Source organism: Ferrimonas pelagia, assembly GCF_039543565.1.
In the GTDB taxonomy this organism is placed as follows: Bacteria; Pseudomonadota; Gammaproteobacteria; order Enterobacterales; family Shewanellaceae; genus Ferrimonas; species Ferrimonas pelagia.
This window is the reverse complement of sequence record NZ_BAABJZ010000083.1, coordinates 1-21,276: the sequence shown is the minus strand read 5'-3', so window position 1 is coordinate 21,276 and position 21,276 is coordinate 1. Positions and strand designations below refer to the sequence as shown.

The following is a 21,276-nucleotide window of genomic DNA, read 5'->3' as shown; positions in this document are numbered from 1 at the left end:
ACATGGCCGATATGATGAGTATTGCCCGTTCGGGGATTTTGGCTGCCCAGCAGCGCCTCGGCGCCACCAGTAACAACATTGCCAACGTCGGCACCGAGGGCTACAACCGCCAGGTGGTCGAGCAGGGCTCCACCGCTTCGCTGCGCCAGGGCAATCACTTTGTCGGCACCGGCACCTATGTTGCGGACATCAAACGGGTGTACAACGAGTTTGCTCAGCGGGAGTTGAGCCTGGCCACCAGCCAACTGAGCCAGTCGAGCACCAGCTACAGCAAGCTCTCAGAGCTGGATCAGATCTTCTCTGTGGTGGGCAAGTCGGTGCCCAACTCGCTCAATACCCTATTCGAGAATGTCAATAACCTGAGTGACATGCCGACGGATCTGGCGGTGCGGGAGAATCTGCTGACCTCGGCGGACCAATTGGCCAAGGCGTTCAACAGCATCAACACCGAGTTGAGCAACCAGCTCAATATGCAGAACAAGCAGATCGACGGCGTGGTTGAGCGAGTCAACGCCATCACCGCTGAGCTGGCCGCCATCAATGGCGAGTTGCAGAAGGTGGGTGGGCAGGATCTGCAGCTGCTGGATCAACAGGATCGCTTGATCTCCGAGCTGTCGGAGTTTGTTCAGATCAACACCATCGAGCAGGCGCACGGGGTACGCAGCGTAATGGCCGGTGGCGCAGTGATGTTGGTGTCCGGAGAGACGGCCACCGAGCTGGGGACAGTGGCGGGCGATCCTATCCCCCATCAAACTCGTCTCACTGGCACGATCGGCGGCCAGACCGTGACCCTGCGCAACACCGAGTTGGGCGGACAACTGCAGGGGCTGTTCGACTACCGTGACAATGAGTTGACCCAGGCCAAGCAGCAGTTGGAGCTGATGGCGGTCGGCGTGGCCGATGCCTTTAATCAGGCCCAGGCCAATGGTCTGGATCTGGAAGGCAACCCAGGTGAAAACCTGTTTACCGATATTAACGATCCCAGCCTAGTGAGTCGTCGCACTGCGCCGTTTGCCGGCAATCAGAGCGCGGTGAGCGTGGATGTGCGGATCGACGACACCATGGCGCTCAGCGGTGGCAGCTATACCCTGAGCTTCGAGCGTGGTGGCTTTGCGCTGATCGATCAGCACGGCGACAGCGTGGCGCTGACGGCGGATCCGCAGGATCCGACCCGCTTGATCAGCGCGCAGGGCTTCAGTCTTCATATTGATCCCAACCAGATGGCGCAAGTCGGCGATAAATGGCAATTAACCCCGACACCGGGTGTGGCCAATGGCATGCAGATGCTGTTGACCGATCCGCGCCAGGTGGCCGCCGCGGGTAACGAGGGCGTGTTTGGTCCCGGCGATAACAGTAACGCCGTGGCGATGGCGCAGTTGGCCAACAGCAAATTGATGAACCAAGGCGACATGACCCTCACCGATATCTATCAGAATGTCACCACGACGGTCGGCGGCAAGGCGCGGGCGGCCGAAGTGGCGATGCAGTCGGCCGATGCGGTTAAGGGCCAGGCGGAGGCGCGCGTCGCGTCGGAGTCCGGGGTCAATCTGGATGAAGAGGCGGCGGATATGATGCGTTTCCAGCAGGCGTATCAAGCCTCGGCGCGGATCATGACCGTCGCCAAAGAAACCTTCGATACCCTGTTCAACTCGGTGCGATAAGGAGTAACGCGTGCGGATCTCGACCAATCAGTTTTACAACCTCAACACCCGTAACCTGACCGGGCTGCAGTCGGACACCAATAAGACCTTGATAGAGCTCTCCTCGGGAAAGCGGGTCAACACTGCTAAGGACGATCCGGTCGGCGCGATCATGATTGAGAACCTCAATCAGCAAAATCATCAGCTGGGTCAGTACAAGGCCAACATCAATCTGGCCAATAACCGCTTAAGCCAGCAAGAAGCCCGCTTGGCGGAATATGAAAAGCTGCAGATGAGCAGCCGCGACAAACTGCTGCAGGGCAACGATGGTGCCCTGTCTGAGTCCGATCGGACTGCGTTGGCGTTGGATATTCGTGAAGAGATGGAGGCGGTGCTGGCACTGGCGAACAACCAGGATGAGAGTGGCAACTACCTGTTCGCCGGTTTCCAGACAGGCACCAAGCCCTTCGTGCCCGACGCCAACGGCAACATCACTTTTATCGGTGATGATGGGCGACGCACGGCGAGTATCGCCGATGGGATCAGCGTGAACGTCAGCGAAAGCGGCGATCGACTCTTTATGAAGTCCCCCAACGGCAGCGGCGATTATCGGGCCGATTACGCCAACGCGACCATGACCGAGAAGTTCTTCGTTGAGTCGGCCCAGATCACGGATCCGGACGGGCACAGTGCCGGCCCGATGAACATTCGATTTGTCGATGACGGCAGCGGCAACGTGAACGTAACCGTGTTGGATGGCAATGGTGGGGTACTTCAGCCGCCGGTGCCGTTTGATCCCTCCGTGCCGCTGCAGTTTAACGGCATGAGTCTGGAGATGACCGGCGAGCCGGCGATCGGCGATTCGGTCCGCATCGACGCGCAAGCTGAGGTCGATATCTTCTCCACTTTGCAGCGGGCGGCAGAGCTGCTTGAGCAGCCCGAAGGGATCAACGCTCCCCACGCGCAGGCGGAGTACGCGCAGCTGATCGACGACATGGGGGCGGCGCAGATCCACGCATCGGTGGTGCGGGCGGAGACGGGCAACACCCTGCGCTCACTTGATACCTTCCGTGATCAACATGAGAATATGGAGCTGGTGTCTTCCTCGGCGAAGGCCACGCTGGAAGATCTGGATTATGCCAAAGCGATCACCCAGTTTGAGAAGCAATCCCTAGCGCTAAATACCGTCAGCCAGACCTTTGGTAAGGTAAACAGTCTGAGCCTGTTTAATTATATTTAAGATTGATCTTCTTAGAAAAAAATGCGCCTTTGGGCGCATTTTTGCCAAAGCAGCATACGTTTTTGTTCTACGCTTAGCCTCCATGCAAAAACTCTCGGCTCAATGGAGGAGCGATGCGCGCTGGCGTTTGGATCTGGCAACCGCTGCTGGGCGGGATCGCGTTGGCTGGCGCGCTCGGCTTGCTGTGGGGCCCCTATCCTAAGCTTTGGCTGAGCATCTATCTTTCTGTCTTGCTCCTGCTGTTCATCAATTTTCGCCTGCGGGCTCGGTCTTGGTGGGATCGAGGCTCTTCGACCTACTGGTGGCAGATGATGCAAGGCTGGCATGAGCCTGCGTTGGTCTATTCCGAGCAGGGGACGGTGCTGGCGCTTAGCCCGGCCTTGAGCCGCGAGATCACCGGCATTGATGCGCAGCATTGTGGTCGCCCGCTTGAACTGTTGTTTCCCGAAGCGATGCGGGCGGATCAGCGTAAGCTGCGAGACACCTTTTTTGGCTCCGACGGGCACAGTGGCCAGCGCTTGTGGTTTCGGCTGCTCGATAAACAGGGACGATGGCACGAATATTTGGGCCAGCAGCGCCTGCTGACTCGCAGAAAGGAGCGGGTGGCGCTGATCACCCTAGCGAAGCAAAAGCCTGAGCGGGCATTGGAAAGCAACCTACCGCAACTGCGCCAGCGAATGAGTGACACCTTTGAATTCTGTGCGATCGGCTTAGCTCATATGAGTCTGAGCGGCGTTTTAGTGCGTGCCAACCGGCAGATGCAAGCGCTGCTGGGGTTTAAGGAGGATGAGTTGCTCGGGCACAGCCTACACAGTTTCACCTTCGAGCCGGATGTGGACAGCGATCTGCGCGATCTGCAGTACTTATTATGCGGTCAACGCCAAAGCTATTGCGCTGAGCGGCGTTATCGACGTAAGGATGGCCAGTTGATCTGGGGGCGGGTGACGGTCTCGCTGGTATCGGGTGAGCCGGACTATTTCCTGATCGCCTTACAAGATATCGAGATAGAAAAGGCGGCGCAGCAGCAGTTACTTCGCTCCGAGCATAAGTTCCGTGTGATGGCTGAGTCCTGGTCTGAGCACGCGGTGGCGTGGATCGGCTCACCGTGGGACAACACGCTGCTGTATGTCAATCAAGGGATAGAGCGGCTATGGCAGCTGGGACGCGCGCAGGTGTATGAGCAGCCAACTCTTTTTATCGAGCGGGTTCACCCGGACGATAGGGCGCGGGTGAGCAAGTCGTGGCAGGAGCAGGGGAACCGCGGCTGGGATCTGAGCTATCGCATCCAGTTGCCAAACGGTGAGGTGCGACACGTTCGGGATCGGGGTCAGGCGATCCGGGACGACAAGGGCCAGCTCTGTTATGTCGTCGCAATGGCGCTGGACGTGACCGTTGAGGTGGCGTTACGCCAGGAGCTGGAAGACTCCGTCAAGGAGCTGCATCATGCCTACAGTGAGCTGGCGTTAACGGCTCAGACCGATGCGCTGACCGGGGTACTGAACCGACGCGCCATCGTGTTGGAGCTGCAGCGCGAGGGGCTGCGCTGCCAGCGACACCAGCAACGATCGAGCCTGGTGTTTTTGGATCTTAACGACTTTAAGCCCGTCAATGATGAACTGGGTCATGGGGTGGGGGATCAGGTCTTGTCGGGGATCGCTGCTCATCTGCGTGCGCAACTGCGGGAAGTGGATCTGCTTGGGCGCTACGGGGGCGATGAGTTCCTGATCTTATTGGTCAATACCTCGGTGGAGGATGCGGAGCAATTTTGTCGCCGGGTGATCTCACCGGGGATCGTGTTGCCCATTGAGGCGCTAGCGCAGCGACCGATCCAACTGTCTTGGGGGATCTGTGAGATCAACGCCAAGATCACCAGCGTGGAGGAGGTGATGCGAATGGCGGATAAGCATATGTATCGTCAAAAAGAGGACAGTAAACGCTTGCGTCAGTCGGGCTAACTGGTCTGATCTGAAAGGCAAAAGTAAGAAATTGGAGCCAGCTCGCTAATTGGCGTATTGCGATAGAGTGGTGGGCTTTGCTTCAGTAAGCTGGCGCTAAGTTTTTTGTTTTAGGTGTTTTTCCCATGGCCCCATCGGCAGCGGCATTTCAAGCGTTGGTTCACAGTCGTCGCTCTGTGCGTAAATTCGACGCGCAACTTCCCTTCGATCATCAAGCGGTGCAGCGTTCGCTGCAGTTGGCTCTGTTGGCACCGAACAGCTCGAATATGCAGTTGTGGGAGTTCCACTGCGTGATCCAAGATGATCTGCGCCAGCAAGTGGCCCAGTGCTGTTTTAATCAAAATGCGGCGAAGACGGCGCGGGAATTAGTGGTGTTTGCCGTGACGCCGCACAAATGGCGCGAACGGGCTGAACTGAATGCGGCGCAGATCCGGCAGAATTTCAGTGGACGCGAAACCCACCCCAGTGCCAAACGTGCGTTTAAATACTATGAGCGGATGATCCCCGCTTTATATCAAAATGACCGTATGGGTGTGCGTGGTGCCCTACGGAAATTGCTCAGTACGCTACTTGGGCTGAAAAAGCCGATGATGCGCGAGGTCAGTCGGACGGATCTGCGCGTGTGTCTGCATAAAAGCAGCTCATTGGCGGCGATGAACTTCATCAATGGCATGCGGGCGGAGGGCTACGATACCTGCGCGATGGAGGGGTACGACTCCAAGCGCCTCAAGCAGTTGCTGGGGATGGACAGGGAAACGGAGATCACCATGGTGGTCGGTTGCGGCCCTCGGGCGGAGGGTGGGATCTACAGTGAGCGCCATCGGATCGACGCTGAGACGGTGATCCACACCCATTAAGCGGTTTGATAATAAAAACGCCGGCATGATGCCGGCGTTTTTTTAGCCTGCGAGTTTGTCCGTGGCCACTTTATAGTTGGGATCTTCCATCACATTAACTTCCACCAGATCGCCGGCCTTGTGCAGTAACTGACGGCACTCCGGGCTGAGGTGGCGTAGGTGCAAGCGTTTTCCTTCCCGCAGATAGCGCTCCGCTAGGGTGTCGATCGCCTCCAATGCGGAGTGATCGGCCACACGGGAGTCGCGAAAATCGACCACGACGTCCTGTGGATCATTCTTTGCGTCGAACAGATCCAGGAAGCTGGTGATCGAAGCAAAGAACAGCGGACTTTGCGGCTGGTAGCTCTTCCAGCCCTGCTCGTCGGTGTCGATCTTGGCCGTCATATGGGCGGCATGATCCCAGGCAAAGCGCAGGGCGGAGACGATCACGCCGACCAGTACGGCGATGGCCAGATCGGTGATCACCGTCACGGCGGAGACCAGCACGATCACGAAGGCGTCGGAGCGCGGGATCTTGTTCATGATGCGGAAGCTGGACCACTCGAAGGTACCCAGCACCACGATGAACATTACGCCGACCAAGGCGGCGATGGGGATCATCTCGATCAGGCTGGCACCGAATAGGATAAAGCCGAGCAGGAATAAGGCCGCTGAGGCACCAGACAGACGTGAGCGCCCGCCGGAGTGAATGTTGATCATCGATTGGCCGATCATGGCACAGCCGCCCATCCCCCCGAAAAAGCCGGTGACGACGTTGGCCGCGCCTTGGCCTACGCACTCGCGGTTGCCCTTGCCTCGGGTTTGGGTCAACTCGTCCACTAAGGTCAGGGTCAGCAGGGATTCGATCAAGCCAATGGCCGCTAAGATCAGCGCGTAAGGGAAGATGATCACCAGCGTATCTAGGGTCATCGGCACCATAGGGATGGCGAAGTTCGGTAGCGTGCCCTCCAGCGTCGCCGCATCATTCCCGGTCATGGCGCGCACAAAGTCGACCACGCTGGCCGTTTGCAGGTCCAGACCGTGCACCAGCGCGGTCACCACCACAATCGCGGCAAGCGAGGAGGGGATCGCTTTGGTCAGCTTGGGCAGGAAGTGGATGATCGCCATGGTGAGGGCAATAAGCCCCAGCATCATGTAGAGCGGGGCGCCTTGCATCCACACCCAGTCACCGCTGGCGTCTTGCACCTTAAACTGGCCCAACTGCGCCAGGAAGATCACGATGGCCAGGCCATTGACGAAGCCGAGCATCACCGGATGGGGCACCAAGCGGATAAACTTGCCCAGCTTAAAGACGCCAGCCAGGATCTGCAGCACGCCCATCAACACGACGGTGGCAAACAGATATTGGACGCCGTGCTCCGCCACCAGCGCGACCATGACCACGGCCAGGGCGCCGGTGGCGCCGGAGATCATGCCGGGGCGGCCGCCGAAGATGGCGGTGATCAACCCAATCATAAAAGCGGCATACAGGCCGACCATGGGCTCTACGCCGGCGACAAAGGCGAAGGCCACGGCTTCGGGGACTAGGGCCAGCGCCACGGTCAGGCCGGAAAGCAGATCGGCTTTGACGCTCGCCTGGGGGTTACTACGTAGTTCAAACATACTGAAATTGAACCTAATTTGTGAGATTTGATGGTATTCGGCGCGAAAGTAACAGTGCGGCGATAGGTTGTCAAAGTGTAACGACATTCGGGCGCTTTTGAAGCTTGGTTGGATAATCGCGCGTGATGTGTCGGTTCGTGGGGATGTGCGTGCTAAGCTGCGATGATGTTGGTTTATGGGGAGAAGTGATGACTGATGGACTGACCGTGGGGATCGCGCTGGGCAGCGGCGCTGCCAAGGGCTGGGCCCACATCGGGGTATTGCGCGCGTTGGGCCAGATGGGGATCGAGCCCAAGGTGGTGGCGGGCTGTTCGATTGGCGCCTTTGTCGGAGCGGCGTATGCGGCGGGCAAACTGGATGCGCTCGAGGAGTGGGTGCTGGGCTTCTCCAGCTGGGATGTGATGGGCTTGATGGATCTGTCCTGGCGCCGCGGAGGCTTGATTGAAGGCCAGAAGGTGTTTGAGGCGGGCGGCAAGGCGATCGGCCTGACCGATATGGATCAGATCACCTTACCCTTTGTCGCGGTGGCGACCGATCTCTATACCGGCCAAGAGGTTTGGCTGGACGAGGGCAAGCTCAGTGACATTATCCGTGCCTCGTGCTCTATTCCGGGCTTGATGTTGCCGAAGAAGATCGGCGACCGCTGGTTGGTGGATGGCGCTGTGGTCAATCCGGTGCCGGTCTCGGCCTGCCGCACCCTCGGGGCGGATATGGTGATCGCGGTGGATCTGCACGGTGATGGCCGTCAGCATGGCAGTGATGTGGTCAAGATCGACACGCCGGTGTCCCAAGCGCAGAAGCGTCGGCAGGACAGTGATTCCGGTTTTATGAACTTTCTGGTGTCGGGCCGAGATCTGCTCAATCGGCTGACCAGCACATTCTCCAGTGACAAGGAGCAGCCCAATATGGTGGCGGTGATGCACCAGTCGATGGCCATCTTGGAGCAGCGCCATAAGCGCGCCCGCTTGATGGGCGATCCACCTGAGACGATGTTGTTGCCGCGGGTCGGGGATATTGCCACCATGGAGTTTCAGCGGGCTGAAGAAGCCATTGCCGCTGGCGAGGCGGCGGTGTTGCAGATGCGGCATCAGATCGAGGCGGAGATCGAGCGGATCAATCGCGGGCGCAATGGCCATTGAGGCTGACGGTGTTCGCTTCACAGGGAGAGCGTGAGATGCAAAAAGGGATGCGATGGTTGATCACCTTGTCGCTGCTGGGCGCAGCACTGTTGTGTTACGCCATGGGCAGCGAAGCGGGTGCGGTGAGTTTGTTGATACTGGGGGCCGTATTTGAGGGGGCGTTCTGGTGGCGGTTGTGCTCAGGACGGCGCTCGGCGCCGCGAGCTGACGGCAAGCGCTGAGCCGAGCGGGGCGCACCGTGGTAGGGTACGCCCTCGCCTTAGCGGCTTAACACTCGACGATATTGACCGCCAGGCCCCCTTTGGCGGTTTCTTTGTATTTAGAGCGCATGTCCATTCCGGTGTCCCACATGGTTTTAATCACCTTATCCAGCGACACCTTGTGCATGCCATCGCCACGCAGCGCCAAGCGGGAGGCGTTGATCGCCTTGACCGCGCCCATGGCATTGCGTTCGATGCACGGCACCTGAACCAGGCCGCCGACCGGATCGCAGGTCAGGCCGAGGTTATGCTCCATGCCGATCTCGGCGGCATTCTCGACATTCATCACGGTACCGCCGAGGATCTCGGTCAGTGCCCCGGCGGCCATGGAGCAGGCCACGCCCACTTCACCTTGGCAGCCCACCTCGGCGCCGGAGATGGAGGCATTCTTCTTGTAGAGTATGCCAATGGCGGCGGCCGACAGCAGGTAGCGGGTGCAGGTGTCTTGGTCGACCGGTTGGATAAACCGGTCGAAATAGCACAGCACGGCTGGGATGATCCCAGCGGCGCCGTTGGTCGGCGCAGTCACCACTCGGCCACCGGCGGCATTCTCTTCGTTGACGGCCAAAGCGAACAGGTTGACCCAGTCCATGGCATTGAGCGGATCTTTGCTGGTTTGCCCTTCCGCCTGCAGGCGACGGTACAGGGCAGGGGCACGGCGACGCAACTTGAGGCCGCCGGCGAGGATCCCTTCGCTGCGACAGCCCCGATCGACGCAGGCGCGCATGGTCTGCCAGATCTGCCACAACTCCTGATGGATCTCACTTTCCGGTCGTAATACCTTTTCATTGGCCAGCATCAACGCCGAGATCGACAGGCCATTTTCGGTGCACAGCTCGAGCAACTCGGTGGCGGTATCAAACGGGAAGGGTTGCGCTTGAGTCACCTGATTGATGGCGCTGTCCTGTTTTATCTCATCCTCATCCAGTACGAAGCCGCCGCCAATCGAGAAATAGGTTCTTTCGTACAGCAGGGTATCGCGGGCGTAGGCCTGCAGTGACATGGCGTTGGCGTGCTCCGGCAGGGACTTGCGCCTGTGATAGGTGATGCCGTTACTGCGCGTCAGTGCCACCGTGTACTCGCCGCCGAGCAGGAGAAGCTGATCTTTCTCCACTTGTGCGAGTCTTGCTTCGACGCTGTCCGGATCGCAGGTTTCCGGTTCATCGCCGAGTAAGCCCAAAACCACAGCCTTGCCGGTGCCGTGCCCTTTGCCGGTTTGGCCGAGCGAGCCAAATAACTCGGCGCGAACCTCGGTGACCGCCTTAAGCTTATCGCCTTGGCGCAGATCGTCAATAAAGCGGTTTGCCGCCCGCATAGGCCCTACGGTATGGGAGCTGGAGGGGCCGATGCCGATGCTGAACATGTCAAAAACGCTGATCATTTTGTATCCCTGTAATGCGGTTGCGTCTGCTGCACACTGTGGCCTAGTGGTACACTAGCCTCAATGTTAATGCTCAAATTGTCAAAGGAAGCCGTGTAAATGGGACCTGTTATGGCGGATCTGCTCGGCCCGGTGCTGACAGAGACGGATCGTGCCTTGCTGGATTGTTCTAGTTTAGGTGGACTCATCTTTTTTTCCCGTAATTTTACCGATGTGGACCAGTTGCAAGCCTTGGTACACGCGGTGCGCGCGCTAAGGCCTGAGCTGCTGTTGTGCGTGGATCACGAAGGCGGGCGGGTGCAACGATTTCGTGACGGCTTCACGCCGCTGCCCGCCGCAGGGGCATTGCTTCAGCGGGCCGAAGGCGATGTGGCGCTGGCGACGCGGTGGGCGCGCGAGATGGGTTGGCTGATGGCGGCAGAGTTGCGGGCGATGGACATCGATTTTAGCTTTGCGCCGGTGCTGGATCGCAACGGCTGTTCGGATGTGATCGGACTGCGCGCGTTTGCCGAACAGCCAGAGCAGATCATCGCCCTGGCCGGCGCCTATATCGATGGCATGGCCGAGGCGGGCATGGCGTGTGTGGGCAAGCATTTCCCCGGGCATGGCAGCGTTAAGGCGGACTCCCATGTGGCAGCGCCGATCGATCCCCGCCCGCTGGCTCAGATCCAAGCGGACGATCTGCCGCCCTTTATTGGCTTAGCGGACAAGTTGGACGCGATCATGCCGGCGCACGTGACCTACCCGCAAGTCGATAGCCGTCCCGCGGGCTATAGCCCGGTGTGGATCCAGCAGATCCTGCGACAGCAGATGCAGTACCGGGGCGTGGTCTTTTCCGACGATCTGGGCATGGCCGGTGCCGCCGTGGTGGGCGATATGTTGGCTCGAACCCAAGCCGCGTTGGACGCAGGCTGTGATATTGCGCTGATCTGCAACCAAACCGAAGCGGCCATCGAGGTGGCAAAGCAGATCGCGCCTTGGCCGACCGTGCCTGCGCCGATCCAAGCGCTGCGGGGCCAGCCGGGATCGGATCGAGTGACCTTACGAGACAGTGAGCGCTGGCAGAAGGCACAACAGCTTGCAGTCGCGTTTGAGCGATTTACAATGCTAGCTAAGCCATAGTTAAGGCGCGTTTGTAAGTGGCAACAAAAAGGAGAACGGAATGATCCTCTATTTGCATGGTTTTGATGCCACCAGTCCGGGCAATCATGAGAAGGTGCTGCAGCTGCAGTTTATCGATGATGATGTGCGTTTTTTAAGTTATTCGACCTTGCACCCCAAGCACGACATGCGCCATCTGCTCAAGGAAGTGGATAAGCAGCTGAAGTTGAGTGACGATCCTGATCCGATCATCGTCGGTGTTGGGCTCGGCGCCTATTGGGCAGAGCGGATCGCGTTTCTTTGCCAGATCCGCTCGGTGATGTTTAATCCCAATCTCTGGCCACAGGAGAATATGGAGGGCAAGATCGACCGACCCGAGGAGTATGTTGATATTGCCAACAAGTGTGTGGCTGAGTTCCGTAGCAAAAACCAGGGACGGTCACTGTGTGTCCTCGCGCGCCAAGATGAGGTGTTGGATACCGCTCGGGTGGCCGAGGTGTTGGCGCCATACTACCCCATAGTGTGGGACGACGAGCAAACGCATAAGTTTAAGTCCATCAGTAGCCACCTCAGTGCCATTAAGGCGTTTAAAGATCGGGTGAGTGTGGCCTGAACGACGTCGTTTTTCGCGTTCCGACCAGCAATGAGCCGCCCTTTGAGGCGGCTTTTTTCTGGACGGCTGACGTTCGATTCGCTACAACATCAGAACCTCGCCAAACGGCAAGGCCAACCTGCGGGAGCCAAAGTGGATGAAACGGGTATTAGCGAAAGTCTCAGGAAAGGTGCAAGGGGTCTGGTTTCGGGCATCGACCCAACAGCAAGCGCGACGTCTTGGGGTGACAGGCTATGTTAAAAACCTGTCCGATGGCAGCGTGGAGATCTTGGCTCAGGGGGGCGGCAATGCCGTGGACGCCTTAATCGACTGGGCCCAGCATGGGCCCAGTCAGGCGACCGTCGAGGACATCTTGCTGGACGAATACGACGGTAACGAGGTGTATCTCGATTTTGAGATCACCGATTAGTCGGCAGGGCCAACGTCTCTTCCTCTTCTTCCTCCGGCTTAGGTTGCTCCATGCGCCGGATCTGGATCACCAAGCCCATCTGTGGGTGGTCAAAATAGTGCACTTCGCGACTGCGCACCCGCCGGTTCTGATCCAGATTGATGGTGAACAGGTAAGGCTCACTGTGTTCGAGCTCCACCACGGCAGGCGCCGTTGCCGTCGGCTCGTTGGCCAGCAAGGTATCCTGTTCGATCCGCTCTTCACCGTGCCAGACTCGCTCTCCGGGTTGACGGAGATCCAATCGGGCTTCGATGAACAGGAAGTGATCTAGGTAGATATTAAGCCAGCCATCTAATTGCCAAACCGGCTCCGGGGCTTGGGAGCGTGGCAGCAAACTGTTGAACCAGTTAAAACGGGCAAACTCCGGCTGGGTTTCCAGCTGACGCTGATGACCGTCACGGTTGAACTGCTCACCGTAATTGACTCCGCCGTAAAGCATCAATGGCTGGGCATTGCGGCGGCTGTAGACCGGCATCTGCCAGCCGGTGTGCAGTAAGATCCGCTTGCCTTGCTGGCGCAATTGGCGGGCTTGACCGTCAAATTCCAGCCTATCTTCGGTCAGCAGGTATGCATGACCATCGCGTGGGTCGCCTAAGCGGTTGGCCACGGCTTGGATCGGCAACTGCGCTGGAACCGATGAGATGATCTCGGGCCGACGTTGATCGCAGCCTGCGGGATCTTCCAACCACTCGGTGGCAGAGCAGGTGTTCAGCGTTTGCTGCAGGCCGGACAGATCTGGCATCCAGACTGGGCCGAGCAGATCTTGCCCGGCGATCGCGGGCAGCGGCAGCTGCTCTTCGGGAAAGCGCTCCTGGCTCTGATTGTCGCGGTTGAAGATCAACAGCTCGACCTCAAACCAGGTGGCCTGCTCGGCGCCCGCCGTGCAGGCCACGGCGGCCATCAGCAGGGCGCAAATACGGGTTTTCACTTGGGGTATGCCTCTCATTAAAGATCGACGGACACGCGGTCCAGCCAATAGGAAACGGCCTCTATACGCTCGGCGGCGGGCTCCATCTCCTGATTGAATCGTAATTTTGTCGGTCCGTCCATTTTTAGTTTGGCGGGTTGTGATTGCAGTAAGGCGATCAGGGTGCCCGCTTGTACTGGTGTTTGCTCGCTGAAGTCGAAGCTGCCGCCTTTGGCATTGGCCTCGATCCGGCGGATCCCCAGTCGGCTGGCGCGCAGCTTGAGTTTGGCGATCTCCAGTAGATTCAGTGCTGCTTCAGGAAGGCGACCAAAACGGTCGACCAGTTCGATCTTGGTTTGCAGCAGGGCGTCTTCGTCTTTGCACGAGGCGACCTGTTTATAGATGGACAAACGGGTATTTACGTGGGGAATGTAGTCGTCCGGCAGCAGCGCCGGAATGCGCAGCTCCAGCTCGGTTTGATCCGCCAGGAGCTGATCCATCGACGGCTGTTGCCCCGCCTTGAGCGCCTCGACCGTGGCTTCGAGCATCTCCATGTAGAGGGTGAAGCCGATCTTAGCGATGTGGCCGCTTTGCTCATCGCCGAGCAGCTCGCCGGCCCCGCGGATCTCCAGATCTTGGGTCGCCAGCATAAAGCCTGCGCCCAAGTCTTCCAGCGCCTCGATGGCCTCCAGGCGCTTTTGTGCATCTTTGGTCAGCTTCTTGCCCGGAGTGAGCAGGTAGGCGTAGGCCTGGTGGTGCGAGCGGCCAACCCGGCCCCGCAACTGATGCAACTGGGCCAGACCAAACTTGTCGGCCCGTTCGATCAGGATGGTGTTGGCGCTGGGGATATCAATGCCGGTTTCGATGATGGTGGTGCACACCAGCAGGTTGAAACGACCGTGGTGGAAATCGCTCATCACGGTTTCTAGCTGACGCTCGCGCATCTGGCCATGGGCGATGGCGATGCGCGCCTCCGGCACCAGCTCGGCCAACTCTTCGGCGCACTTCTCAATGGTTTCCACGCTGTTGTGCAGGTAATACACCTGACCACCGCGCAGGATCTCCCGCATCAATGCCTCGCGCACCAGCGCCCCGTCGTTGGGCCGGACAAAGGTTTTGACCGATAAGCGGCGCTTGGGCGCTGTGGCGATGATGGACAGATCGCGCATGCCGGACATCGCCATGTTCAGCGTCCGTGGGATAGGGGTTGCGGTCAGGGTGAGGATATCGACCTCGGCCCGCAGGGCCTTGATCTGATCCTTCTGGCGCACGCCGAAGCGGTGCTCTTCATCCACCACCAGTAGGCCCAAGTCCGGGAACTTGATGTCGCTGGAGAGCAGCTTGTGGGTGCCGATGATGATGTCGATCTTGCCCTCGCTCAGATCGGCCATCGCCTTCTTCTGCTCGCTGGCGGTCTTGAAGCGGGACATCACCTCAATGCGCACCGGCCAGTCGGCGAAGCGGTCGCGGAAGTTGTCATAGTGCTGCTGGGCCAGCAGGGTGGTGGGCACCAGCACCGCCACTTGTTTGCCGCCGTGCACGGCGACAAAGGCGGCGCGCATCGCCACTTCAGTTTTACCAAAGCCGACATCGCCACACACCAAGCGATCCATGGCGGTAGGGGTGCGCATGTCCCGCACCACGGCCTCGATGGCGTTGGCCTGATCGACGGTCTCCTCAAACGGGAAGTCGGCACTGAAACGGCGATACTCGTTCTCATCCAAACCAAACTTGTAGCCGGGCTTGGCTTCGCGCTGGGCGTAGATCTCCAGCAGCTCCGCCGCCACATCGCGCACCTTTTCAGCGGCCTTGCGGCGGGCCTTCTCCCATGCTTCCGAGCCCAACTTGTTCAATTGAACCGTGGCTTCGTCACCGGCGCTGTAGCGGCTGATCATGTGCAGCGCACTGACCGGCACATACAGCTTGGAGCCGGTGGAATACTCCAGCATCAGAAACTCGGCGGTCATGCCGCCGGCATCCAGGGTTTCCAGCCCGAGATAACGACCGATGCCGTGCTTGAGGTGCACCACCGGCTGGCCGACCTTCAGCTCGGCCAGGTTGCGAATGAGGGTGTCGGAGCTGACGCTGCGGCGTTGACGCTGACGGCGTTGTTGGCGAACCCGACTGCCCAGCAGCTCCTCTTCGCTGATCAGCGCGATCTTCTCCTGCTCGAGCCAGACCGATTGCTCCAGCGGGCTGACGATCAACCCCAGCGTGCTGTCGCTGGTGGCGAAGGTGTGCCAGTGATCGAAGCGCTCCGGCTTGAGGCCGCTGCCGCGCAGCAGCTCGAGCAGGGCTTCCCGTCGTCCTTCGGACTCGACGGTGAACGCCAACCGTGGCCAGTTGGAGAGCTTGTCCAGCAGCGGCGACAGCGGCACCTTAAGCTGATGGTTGACTTCGATGCCGTCGATCGGCGCCACCTGGGCGCGCGCATCCTTGGCGATCTCCGAATGCTGGCTCTCCAGGGCGATGCGGCCATGAGGCTTGATGGCGGCGAACAGATCCTCTTCGCGCAGGAACAGGCAGTCCGGTGGCAGCAGCGGACGCAGCGGGTCAACCCGCTGATTTTCGTAGCGCTCGTTGGCGTCGGTCAGATAACGCTGACAGCCCGCTTGGATGTCGCCGACGGTGAGCAGCTGAACCTGCTCCGGCAGGAAATCGAATACGGTGGCCGTGTCTTCAAAAAACAGCGGCAGGTAGCTCTCGACGCCACCGGGCATGATCCCTTTGCTGATCTGCTGGTAGATGGATTCCGGCTCATTGCTGATCCGGCCAAACTTGGTGCCGTAGTTGGCACGAAAGGTATCGATCCCGGCGTCATCGGTGGGAAACTCGCGCGCGGGCAGCAGCTCGATGGCGGCGATCTTACCCTCAGAGCGCTGGGTGTCGGGATCAAACGGGCGGATCGATTCGAGCTCGTCATCAAACAGATCCAGCCGCAGCGGCTGCTCGGCCCCCATCGGGAACAGATCGACAATGGCGCCACGAATAGCGTACTCGCCGTGCTCATACACCTGCTCGACATGGTGGTAGCCCGCGCCAGCCAGATTGGTGCGCAGCGCAGCAATGTCGACGGTTTGCCCCTCTTTGAAGCACAGTACGTTACTGGCAACAAAGTCGACCGGACAGAGCCGGGTCAGGGCGGTGGTGATCGGCATGATCAGCGCGCCACGGGTCAGGCTGGGCAGGGCACTGAGCGCCTGCAGTCGCTGGGAGACGATGTCCTGATGGGGGGAAAAACTGTCATAGGGCAGGGTTTCCCGATCAGGAAACAGCAGGATCGGGTAATCATCGCGACTCAGATAGCGCAGCTCCAGCTCAAGCTGCAGCGCGGTGGGCGTATCTTCCGTCAGCATCAGGGTCAGACCTGGATTGCTTCGTACCAGCGCGTCGATGCACAGGCTGCGGGCGGCGCCGCTGAGGCCGGTCAGGCGTTTGCGCTGACCCGGGCCCAAAGCCGGGGGAGTTAAGGGCGAAAAACGACTCATGTAATCATCCGTGTCGGCGTCGGGTGGGTGTCCCGACATCACTAAAATAGCGGCTATTTACCGGTTTGTTGATTGCGCTGCTGCTCGGCGCGCTGACGCAGCTGGCGTTGCTGAACCTGCAAGCTGGCGCGCACGAGCTGCTCCTGATCCCGATCCAGGATGGCACAGAAGCGGATCTCGGCCAGCAAGCCCAGCTCTTGATCGATGCAGCTGATCACTTCGCCGTGGGCGTAGGCGGCGACCTGATCCTGCGGCAGAAACAGTCGCAAGGCAACGGCCTGACCGGCCAGCAGTGGCTCGCTTAGCCGCACGGTCACGCCTGAGCCGCCAAAGCGGACGCCTTGCGCTTGCCAGCGGGCGTTGGGATCTTGCGCCAGCTGTTGCTGCAACACCAGATCGATCTTCTGGGATTGCAGGCGCAGATAGTCTGCCAGGGCACCGGCGTGTTGCTCCAAGCCCTTCAGCAGCGGCAGGCAGTGCTGCTCCAGCTCGCTCACCTGGGCCATCAGGCGAAAGGCTGGCGGCATCTGCTGCGGCAGGGCGTCGTCATCGAGCCAGAGTAATTCGGACTCGATGGGATCGAGCAGAACCTGAAAAGGGCTGGCGACACTGAAGAAGGCGTCATCGGACTCCATTGGGGATAGTCCTTGTGTGTGGTATCGATTATTCATTATTATCCGTGAACTTATGATTTTAGCCAACCTGCCTCTATGACCACTTCTGTGCCGGTGTTTATCGGCCTGCGTTACTGGCGTGCCCGCAAGGATACCCGCTTCGTTTCATTTATCACGCTGTTCTCTGTGCTTGGGATCACCATCGGCGTGGCTGCGCTCATTATCGTCAGTTCGGTGATGAACGGCTTGGAGGGACGACTGAAGGGTCAGATCCTCGGGGCGGTGCCACAACTGGTGATCGACGCCGGTGAATTGCCGCTTGAGCAGATGCAGGCGGATCTGCGCCGTCAGCCCCACGTCGTTGGCCAGGTGCCGTTGCTGAGCAGCGAAGCGCTGGTGATGCGCGGCCATGATATGGGCGGGGTGCAGTTGCTGGGGATCGATCCTGTGCTGGAGCTACCTTTCTCCCCCATCGCGGCGCACATGGTGCAGGGGCAATATGACGCGCTGCAAGGCGGAGAGTATCGGATCCTGCTCGGCAGCCAACTGGCCAGCCAGTTGGGGGTGTTTAGTGGCGATCAGGTTCGGGTCGTCGCCGCCCAAGGCGCGCGCTATACGCCGATGGGGCGGGTGCCGAGCCAGCGTAATTTTACCGTGGCTGGGGTGTTTAACCTGGGCTCGGAGGTGGATCAACGCATGGCGCTGATCCACATCGACGACGCTAGTCGGTTGCTGCGGCAAACGCCGCAGTGGCGACTCTATCTGGATGATGCCTTTTTGGCGCCGATGGTTGGGCAGCAGCTGAACCAGCATTGGCAGGCCTTGCCCACCCCACCGAGCCTGACTGATTGGCGCTCTGAATATGGTCAGCTGTTCGCGGCGGTGAAGATGGAGAAGCGGATGATGTCCTTGCTTCTGGGGCTGATCATCGCCGTGGCGGCATTTAATATCGTCTCCGCGCTGGTGATGATGGTGACCGACAAAACCGCCGATGTGGCGATCCTCAAGACGCAGGGGCTGTCGCGCAGCGCGGTGATGGGGATCTTCACGACCCAGGGCATGAGCAGCTCTTTGCTGGGGACCCTGCTGGGTCTGCTGGTGGGCCTTGCGCTGGCGCTAAATCTGCAGCCGGTGTTGGATCTGTTTGGGATCTGGCTGTTACCGCCGGGCCAGCCGCTGCCGGTGATCATCGATAAAGTTCAAGTTTTCTATGTGGTTTGCGGCGCGTTAGCGCTCAGCTTTTTGGCCACGTTATATCCCGCCTGGCGGGCATCCCATGTTAATCCAGCAGAGGTCCTGCGTTATGAATGAGCCCTTGTTGCACTGTGAAGGGTTGGGCAAGGTTTACCGCGACGGTAAACAGGAGACCCGGGTACTGACGGATCTGTCCCTGGCGGTGAACGCCGGAGAACTGGTGGCCATTGTCGGCAGCTCCGGCTCGGGTAAGAGCACCTTGCTGCATCTGCTTGGTACGCTGGATCTGCCCAGTGAAGGCAGTATCCGGTTTCAGGGGCAGGATCTGACCCAGTTGTCGGAGCGAGCCCGTAATCGAATGCGCAATGAGCAGTTGGGGTTCATTTATCAGTTCCACCATCTGCTGCCGGAGTTTTCCGCGCTGGAAAACGTGGCGATGCCGCAGCGGATCAATGGGATCGGCAAGCACGCTGCCCATCAGCGCGCCACCGAGCTGTTGACCCGGGTGGGCTTGGCACATCGCTTGACCCACCGTCCGGGTGAGCTGTCGGGCGGTGAACGCCAGCGGGTGGCTATCGCCCGTGCATTGGCCAATGCGCCCGCTTTGGTGCTGGCGGATGAGCCCACCGGCAATCTGGATGAGCATACCGCCGAAGAGGTATACCAACTGCTGCGCGAATTGGCAGCGGAGCAGGGCACCGCGTTTGTGGTGGTGACCCATGATCGGGCGTTGGCGGCACGCCTAGACCGCCAATTGGAGATGCGCGGCGGTCACCTGGAGCGCGCCGATGGCTAATCGTCTGGCGTTTCAGATCGGCTGGCGCTTTTTGCGCACCCGGACAAGCAATGGCTTTGTGTCGTTTATCTCGCTGTCATCGGTGGTCGGGATCACCCTCGGCGTGGCCGTGCTCATTCTGGTGTTGTCGGCGATGAACGGTTTTGAACGTGAACTGCGCGAGCGCCTGCTGGCGGTGGTGCCCCATGGCGAGCTGATCGCCGTCGAAGGCGCTATCCACGACTGGCCTGCCTTGGTGGCTGATGCAACGAGCGAGCCCGGTGTTGCCGCTGCGGCGCCATTTGTGCTGCTCGATGGCCTGCTGCAGCGGGGCGATGTGATGAAGCCGGTGGCACTGCGTGGCGTCTTGCCGCGGTTGGAGCGAGAGGTATCATCGGCGGCGGAGTATATGTCGGAGGAAGCCTGGCAAAGCCTGGCCGAGGAGGGCGATCAGCTGGTGCTGGGTGAAGCCCTGGCCGAGTCACTGCAGGTGGCGGTGGGGGATCGGGTGTCGATGCTGTTGCCCAGTGCCAACGCCAGTCCGCTGAGCGCACCACGCAATGTGGTGCTGACCGTTTCGGGTCTGTTTGATCTGGGTGGCGAGATCGATCGCACCGTGGCGTTCGTTAATCTGGGGTTTGCGTCGAAGGTTGCGGGACTGGAGGGCGAAGTCAGCGGCGTGCGGCTGAAAGTGGACGATCTGTTCGAGGCGCCGCAGTTGGTCCGAAACGTTGGCTTTCGTCAGGCGCAGTACCTGATGCTGTCCGACTGGACCCGCACCCAAGGCCATCTCTACAGCGATATCCAGCTGGTACGGATGCTGACCTATCTGGTACTTATCCTGGTAGTGGCAGTGGCCAGTTTTAACATTATCTGCTCCTTGGTGATGTCGGTCCGAGATAAACAGGCGGAGATCGCGATCCTACGAACCATGGGGATGAGCCGCAGTGGCATACTGACCGCGTTTATGGTGCAGGGCGCGATGACCGGCGGGTTTGGCTGCCTGTTGGGAGCGTCGATAGGCTCGCTGATGGCGCTTAAGCTGTCCGATATCATGGCCGGGCTGGAATCCCTGTTTGGCGTCAGCTTCCTCTCCGGTGACGTTTACTTTATCGATTTCCTGCCGTCTGAGCTGATCCTCAGCGACGTGGTCGCCGTATCGGTGTTAGCCTTCGTCGTGACCTTGATAGCCACTTGGTATCCGGCTTGGCAGGCCAGTCGCCTGCAGCCCGCTCAGGCGCTGTGATTGTTGGGGCAGAGCAGCTGACAGCGTAAAGCTGTCAGCTGTCAGCTGTCAGTGCTCAGTGGTCAGTAACATCCAGACGGCATTCGCCGCGCAGCGCGGGTGATCCGTCGCGAGACAGGGCATTGAAACGCGGTCCGTCTTTTCCTTGAAATTGCATGGCAGCATCGCTCAAGAGCAGTGCGCTGAACAACGCGCTAAATACCGCCTTACCCCGGACAATGATGCCCATATACGGGCGGCAGAAGCGCCCCATTCCAACCGTCGAGAGTAGGGCAGCATTCGCCGCGAAGCGAGCGTGATCCGCCATGAAATGGTGCATTGAAATGCAGTCCGTCTTTTCCTTGATATCGCATGGCAGCATCTTTTCAACACCGTGCGCTGAACAACGCGTTAATACTGCCCTACCCCCAGACAATTATGGCCATCAACGAACAGCAGCTGGCTCCCCCGAACCGGCTGCTCTAATTTCGTAGCGGCGTAACCTACCGGCTCCCCCCAATGGAAACGTCGCATACCAAAAATCGCAGAATGAGTACGGCTAATGGTGGCTTACGCTTCGCTAAGCCACCCTACGTAGGGGCGGGTGTCGGCTGTGGGAGCAGCCGTTCATTGAGGTAAATCAGGGTTAATTCTGGGCAATCACAATCATGGGTGTCTATGTAATTGTCGGAGGTTAAAGACCTCCGGCTGGCGCTGTTTTAAGGAACTGTTGATCACGTCAGCATCCCTTCTTCGAGCCATGCTCTGGATGTTTCAAGTTTCCGCTGAGTCACAATACGCCACCAACCGAGGTAGTTACTTAAGTACTCAGTACCT

Annotated in this window: 18 protein-coding genes; 12 read left to right on the top strand and 6 right to left on the bottom strand. The window is 59.4% G+C overall.

From position 1 onward, the window contains the following. Window positions 1-2: 2 nt before the first annotated feature. The 4 genes from flgK (at window position 3) to ABEA08_RS12750 (ending at window position 5,692) form a co-directional block, all read left to right on the top strand. On the top strand, window positions 3-1,661 hold the full coding sequence (gene flgK / locus ABEA08_RS12765; protein ID WP_345335714.1) for a flagellar hook-associated protein FlgK: 1,659 nt from the start codon (window positions 3-5) through the stop codon (window positions 1,659-1,661). Window positions 1,662-1,671: 10 nt separating this feature from the next. Beyond that, complete coding sequence (gene flgL, locus ABEA08_RS12760) at window positions 1,672-2,880, top strand: flagellar hook-associated protein FlgL (RefSeq protein WP_345335713.1); 1,209 nt, start codon at window positions 1,672-1,674, stop codon at window positions 2,878-2,880. Window positions 2,881-2,993: 113 nt separating this feature from the next. Next, a complete protein-coding gene (locus ABEA08_RS12755; protein ID WP_345335712.1) occupies window positions 2,994-4,835 on the top strand; it encodes a diguanylate cyclase in 1,842 nt (613 codons plus the stop codon). A gap of 125 nt (window positions 4,836-4,960) precedes the next feature. Then, the gene (locus tag ABEA08_RS12750; protein ID WP_345335711.1) at window positions 4,961-5,692 is read left to right on the top strand and encodes a nitroreductase family protein; all 732 of its coding nucleotides are present in this window, start codon (window positions 4,961-4,963) and stop codon (window positions 5,690-5,692) included. A gap of 42 nt (window positions 5,693-5,734) precedes the next feature. On the opposite strand, the gene ABEA08_RS12745 is transcribed toward ABEA08_RS12750, so the two are convergent. Continuing rightward, the gene (locus ABEA08_RS12745) at window positions 5,735-7,294 is read right to left on the bottom strand and encodes a SulP family inorganic anion transporter (protein ID WP_345335710.1); all 1,560 of its coding nucleotides are present in this window, start codon (window positions 7,292-7,294) and stop codon (window positions 5,735-5,737) included. Window positions 7,295-7,482: 188 nt separating this feature from the next. Between ABEA08_RS12745 and rssA the strand changes: the two genes are divergently transcribed. Both rssA and ABEA08_RS12735 read left to right on the top strand, forming a co-directional pair. Then, window positions 7,483-8,433 carry a patatin-like phospholipase RssA gene (gene rssA, locus ABEA08_RS12740; protein WP_345335709.1) on the top strand — a complete coding sequence of 317 codons (951 nt, stop codon included), beginning with the start codon at window positions 7,483-7,485 and terminating at the stop codon, window positions 8,431-8,433. A 35-nt stretch (window positions 8,434-8,468) separates the two neighbouring features. Then, window positions 8,469-8,654, top strand: coding sequence for a hypothetical protein (locus ABEA08_RS12735; RefSeq protein ID WP_345335708.1), 186 nt, complete (start codon window positions 8,469-8,471; stop codon window positions 8,652-8,654). Window positions 8,655-8,700: 46 nt separating this feature from the next. Here ABEA08_RS12735 and ABEA08_RS12730 read toward each other — a convergent pair whose 3' ends face one another. Beyond that, window positions 8,701-10,074, bottom strand: a complete 1,374-nt coding sequence (locus tag ABEA08_RS12730; protein ID WP_345335707.1) for an L-serine ammonia-lyase — start codon at window positions 10,072-10,074, stop codon at window positions 8,701-8,703. 99 nt (window positions 10,075-10,173) lie between these two features. Here ABEA08_RS12730 and nagZ point away from each other — a divergent pair, with 99 nt between their 5' ends. From nagZ to ABEA08_RS12715, 3 genes are all read left to right on the top strand, one after another. Beyond that, entirely contained in the window at window positions 10,174-11,196 is a 1,023-nt protein-coding gene (nagZ, locus tag ABEA08_RS12725; protein WP_345335706.1) for a beta-N-acetylhexosaminidase, read from the top strand. A gap of 40 nt (window positions 11,197-11,236) precedes the next feature. Further along, window positions 11,237-11,788, top strand: coding sequence for an alpha/beta hydrolase YcfP (gene ycfP / locus ABEA08_RS12720; protein ID WP_345335705.1), 552 nt, complete (start codon window positions 11,237-11,239; stop codon window positions 11,786-11,788). Between the two features lie 136 nt (window positions 11,789-11,924). Then, window positions 11,925-12,197: an acylphosphatase gene (locus ABEA08_RS12715; protein WP_345335704.1), complete on the top strand. Its 273-nt coding sequence runs from the start codon at window positions 11,925-11,927 to the stop codon at window positions 12,195-12,197. On the opposite strand, the gene ABEA08_RS12710 is transcribed toward ABEA08_RS12715, so the two are convergent. The 3 genes from ABEA08_RS12710 to ABEA08_RS12700 are packed head-to-tail and all read right to left on the bottom strand — an operon-like array spanning window position 12,187 to window position 17,266. After that, on the bottom strand, window positions 12,187-13,164 hold the full coding sequence (locus ABEA08_RS12710; RefSeq protein WP_345335703.1) for a CsiV family protein: 978 nt from the start codon (window positions 13,162-13,164) through the stop codon (window positions 12,187-12,189). The two genes, ABEA08_RS12715 and ABEA08_RS12710, sit on opposite strands and share 11 nt — an antisense overlap. A gap of 17 nt (window positions 13,165-13,181) precedes the next feature. After that, window positions 13,182-16,631 (bottom strand): transcription-repair coupling factor, encoded by a 3,450-nt coding sequence (mfd, locus tag ABEA08_RS12705; protein ID WP_345335702.1) that lies wholly within the window; start codon window positions 16,629-16,631, stop codon window positions 13,182-13,184. A 53-nt stretch (window positions 16,632-16,684) separates the two neighbouring features. Next, complete coding sequence (locus tag ABEA08_RS12700; protein WP_345335701.1) at window positions 16,685-17,266, bottom strand: hypothetical protein; 582 nt, start codon at window positions 17,264-17,266, stop codon at window positions 16,685-16,687. A gap of 75 nt (window positions 17,267-17,341) precedes the next feature. Here ABEA08_RS12700 and ABEA08_RS12695 point away from each other — a divergent pair, with 75 nt between their 5' ends. From ABEA08_RS12695 to lolE, 3 genes are read left to right on the top strand one after another with little or no spacing between them, the layout of a single operon-like run. After that, a complete protein-coding gene (locus tag ABEA08_RS12695; protein WP_345335700.1) occupies window positions 17,342-18,556 on the top strand; it encodes a lipoprotein-releasing ABC transporter permease subunit in 1,215 nt (404 codons plus the stop codon). Further along, entirely contained in the window at window positions 18,549-19,235 is a 687-nt protein-coding gene (lolD, locus tag ABEA08_RS12690) for a lipoprotein-releasing ABC transporter ATP-binding protein LolD (protein ID WP_345335699.1), read from the top strand. The genes ABEA08_RS12695 and lolD overlap by 8 nt, the downstream gene beginning before the upstream one ends. After that, window positions 19,228-20,460, top strand: coding sequence for a lipoprotein-releasing ABC transporter permease subunit LolE (gene lolE / locus ABEA08_RS12685; protein WP_345335698.1), 1,233 nt, complete (start codon window positions 19,228-19,230; stop codon window positions 20,458-20,460). Before lolD ends, lolE begins: the two co-directional genes overlap by 8 nt. Before the next feature lie 55 nt (window positions 20,461-20,515). Here the strand turns inward: lolE and ABEA08_RS12680 are convergent, their stop codons facing one another. Beyond that, complete coding sequence (locus ABEA08_RS12680) at window positions 20,516-20,821, bottom strand: hypothetical protein (RefSeq protein WP_345335697.1); 306 nt, start codon at window positions 20,819-20,821, stop codon at window positions 20,516-20,518. Window positions 20,822-21,276: the final 455 nt, after the last annotated feature.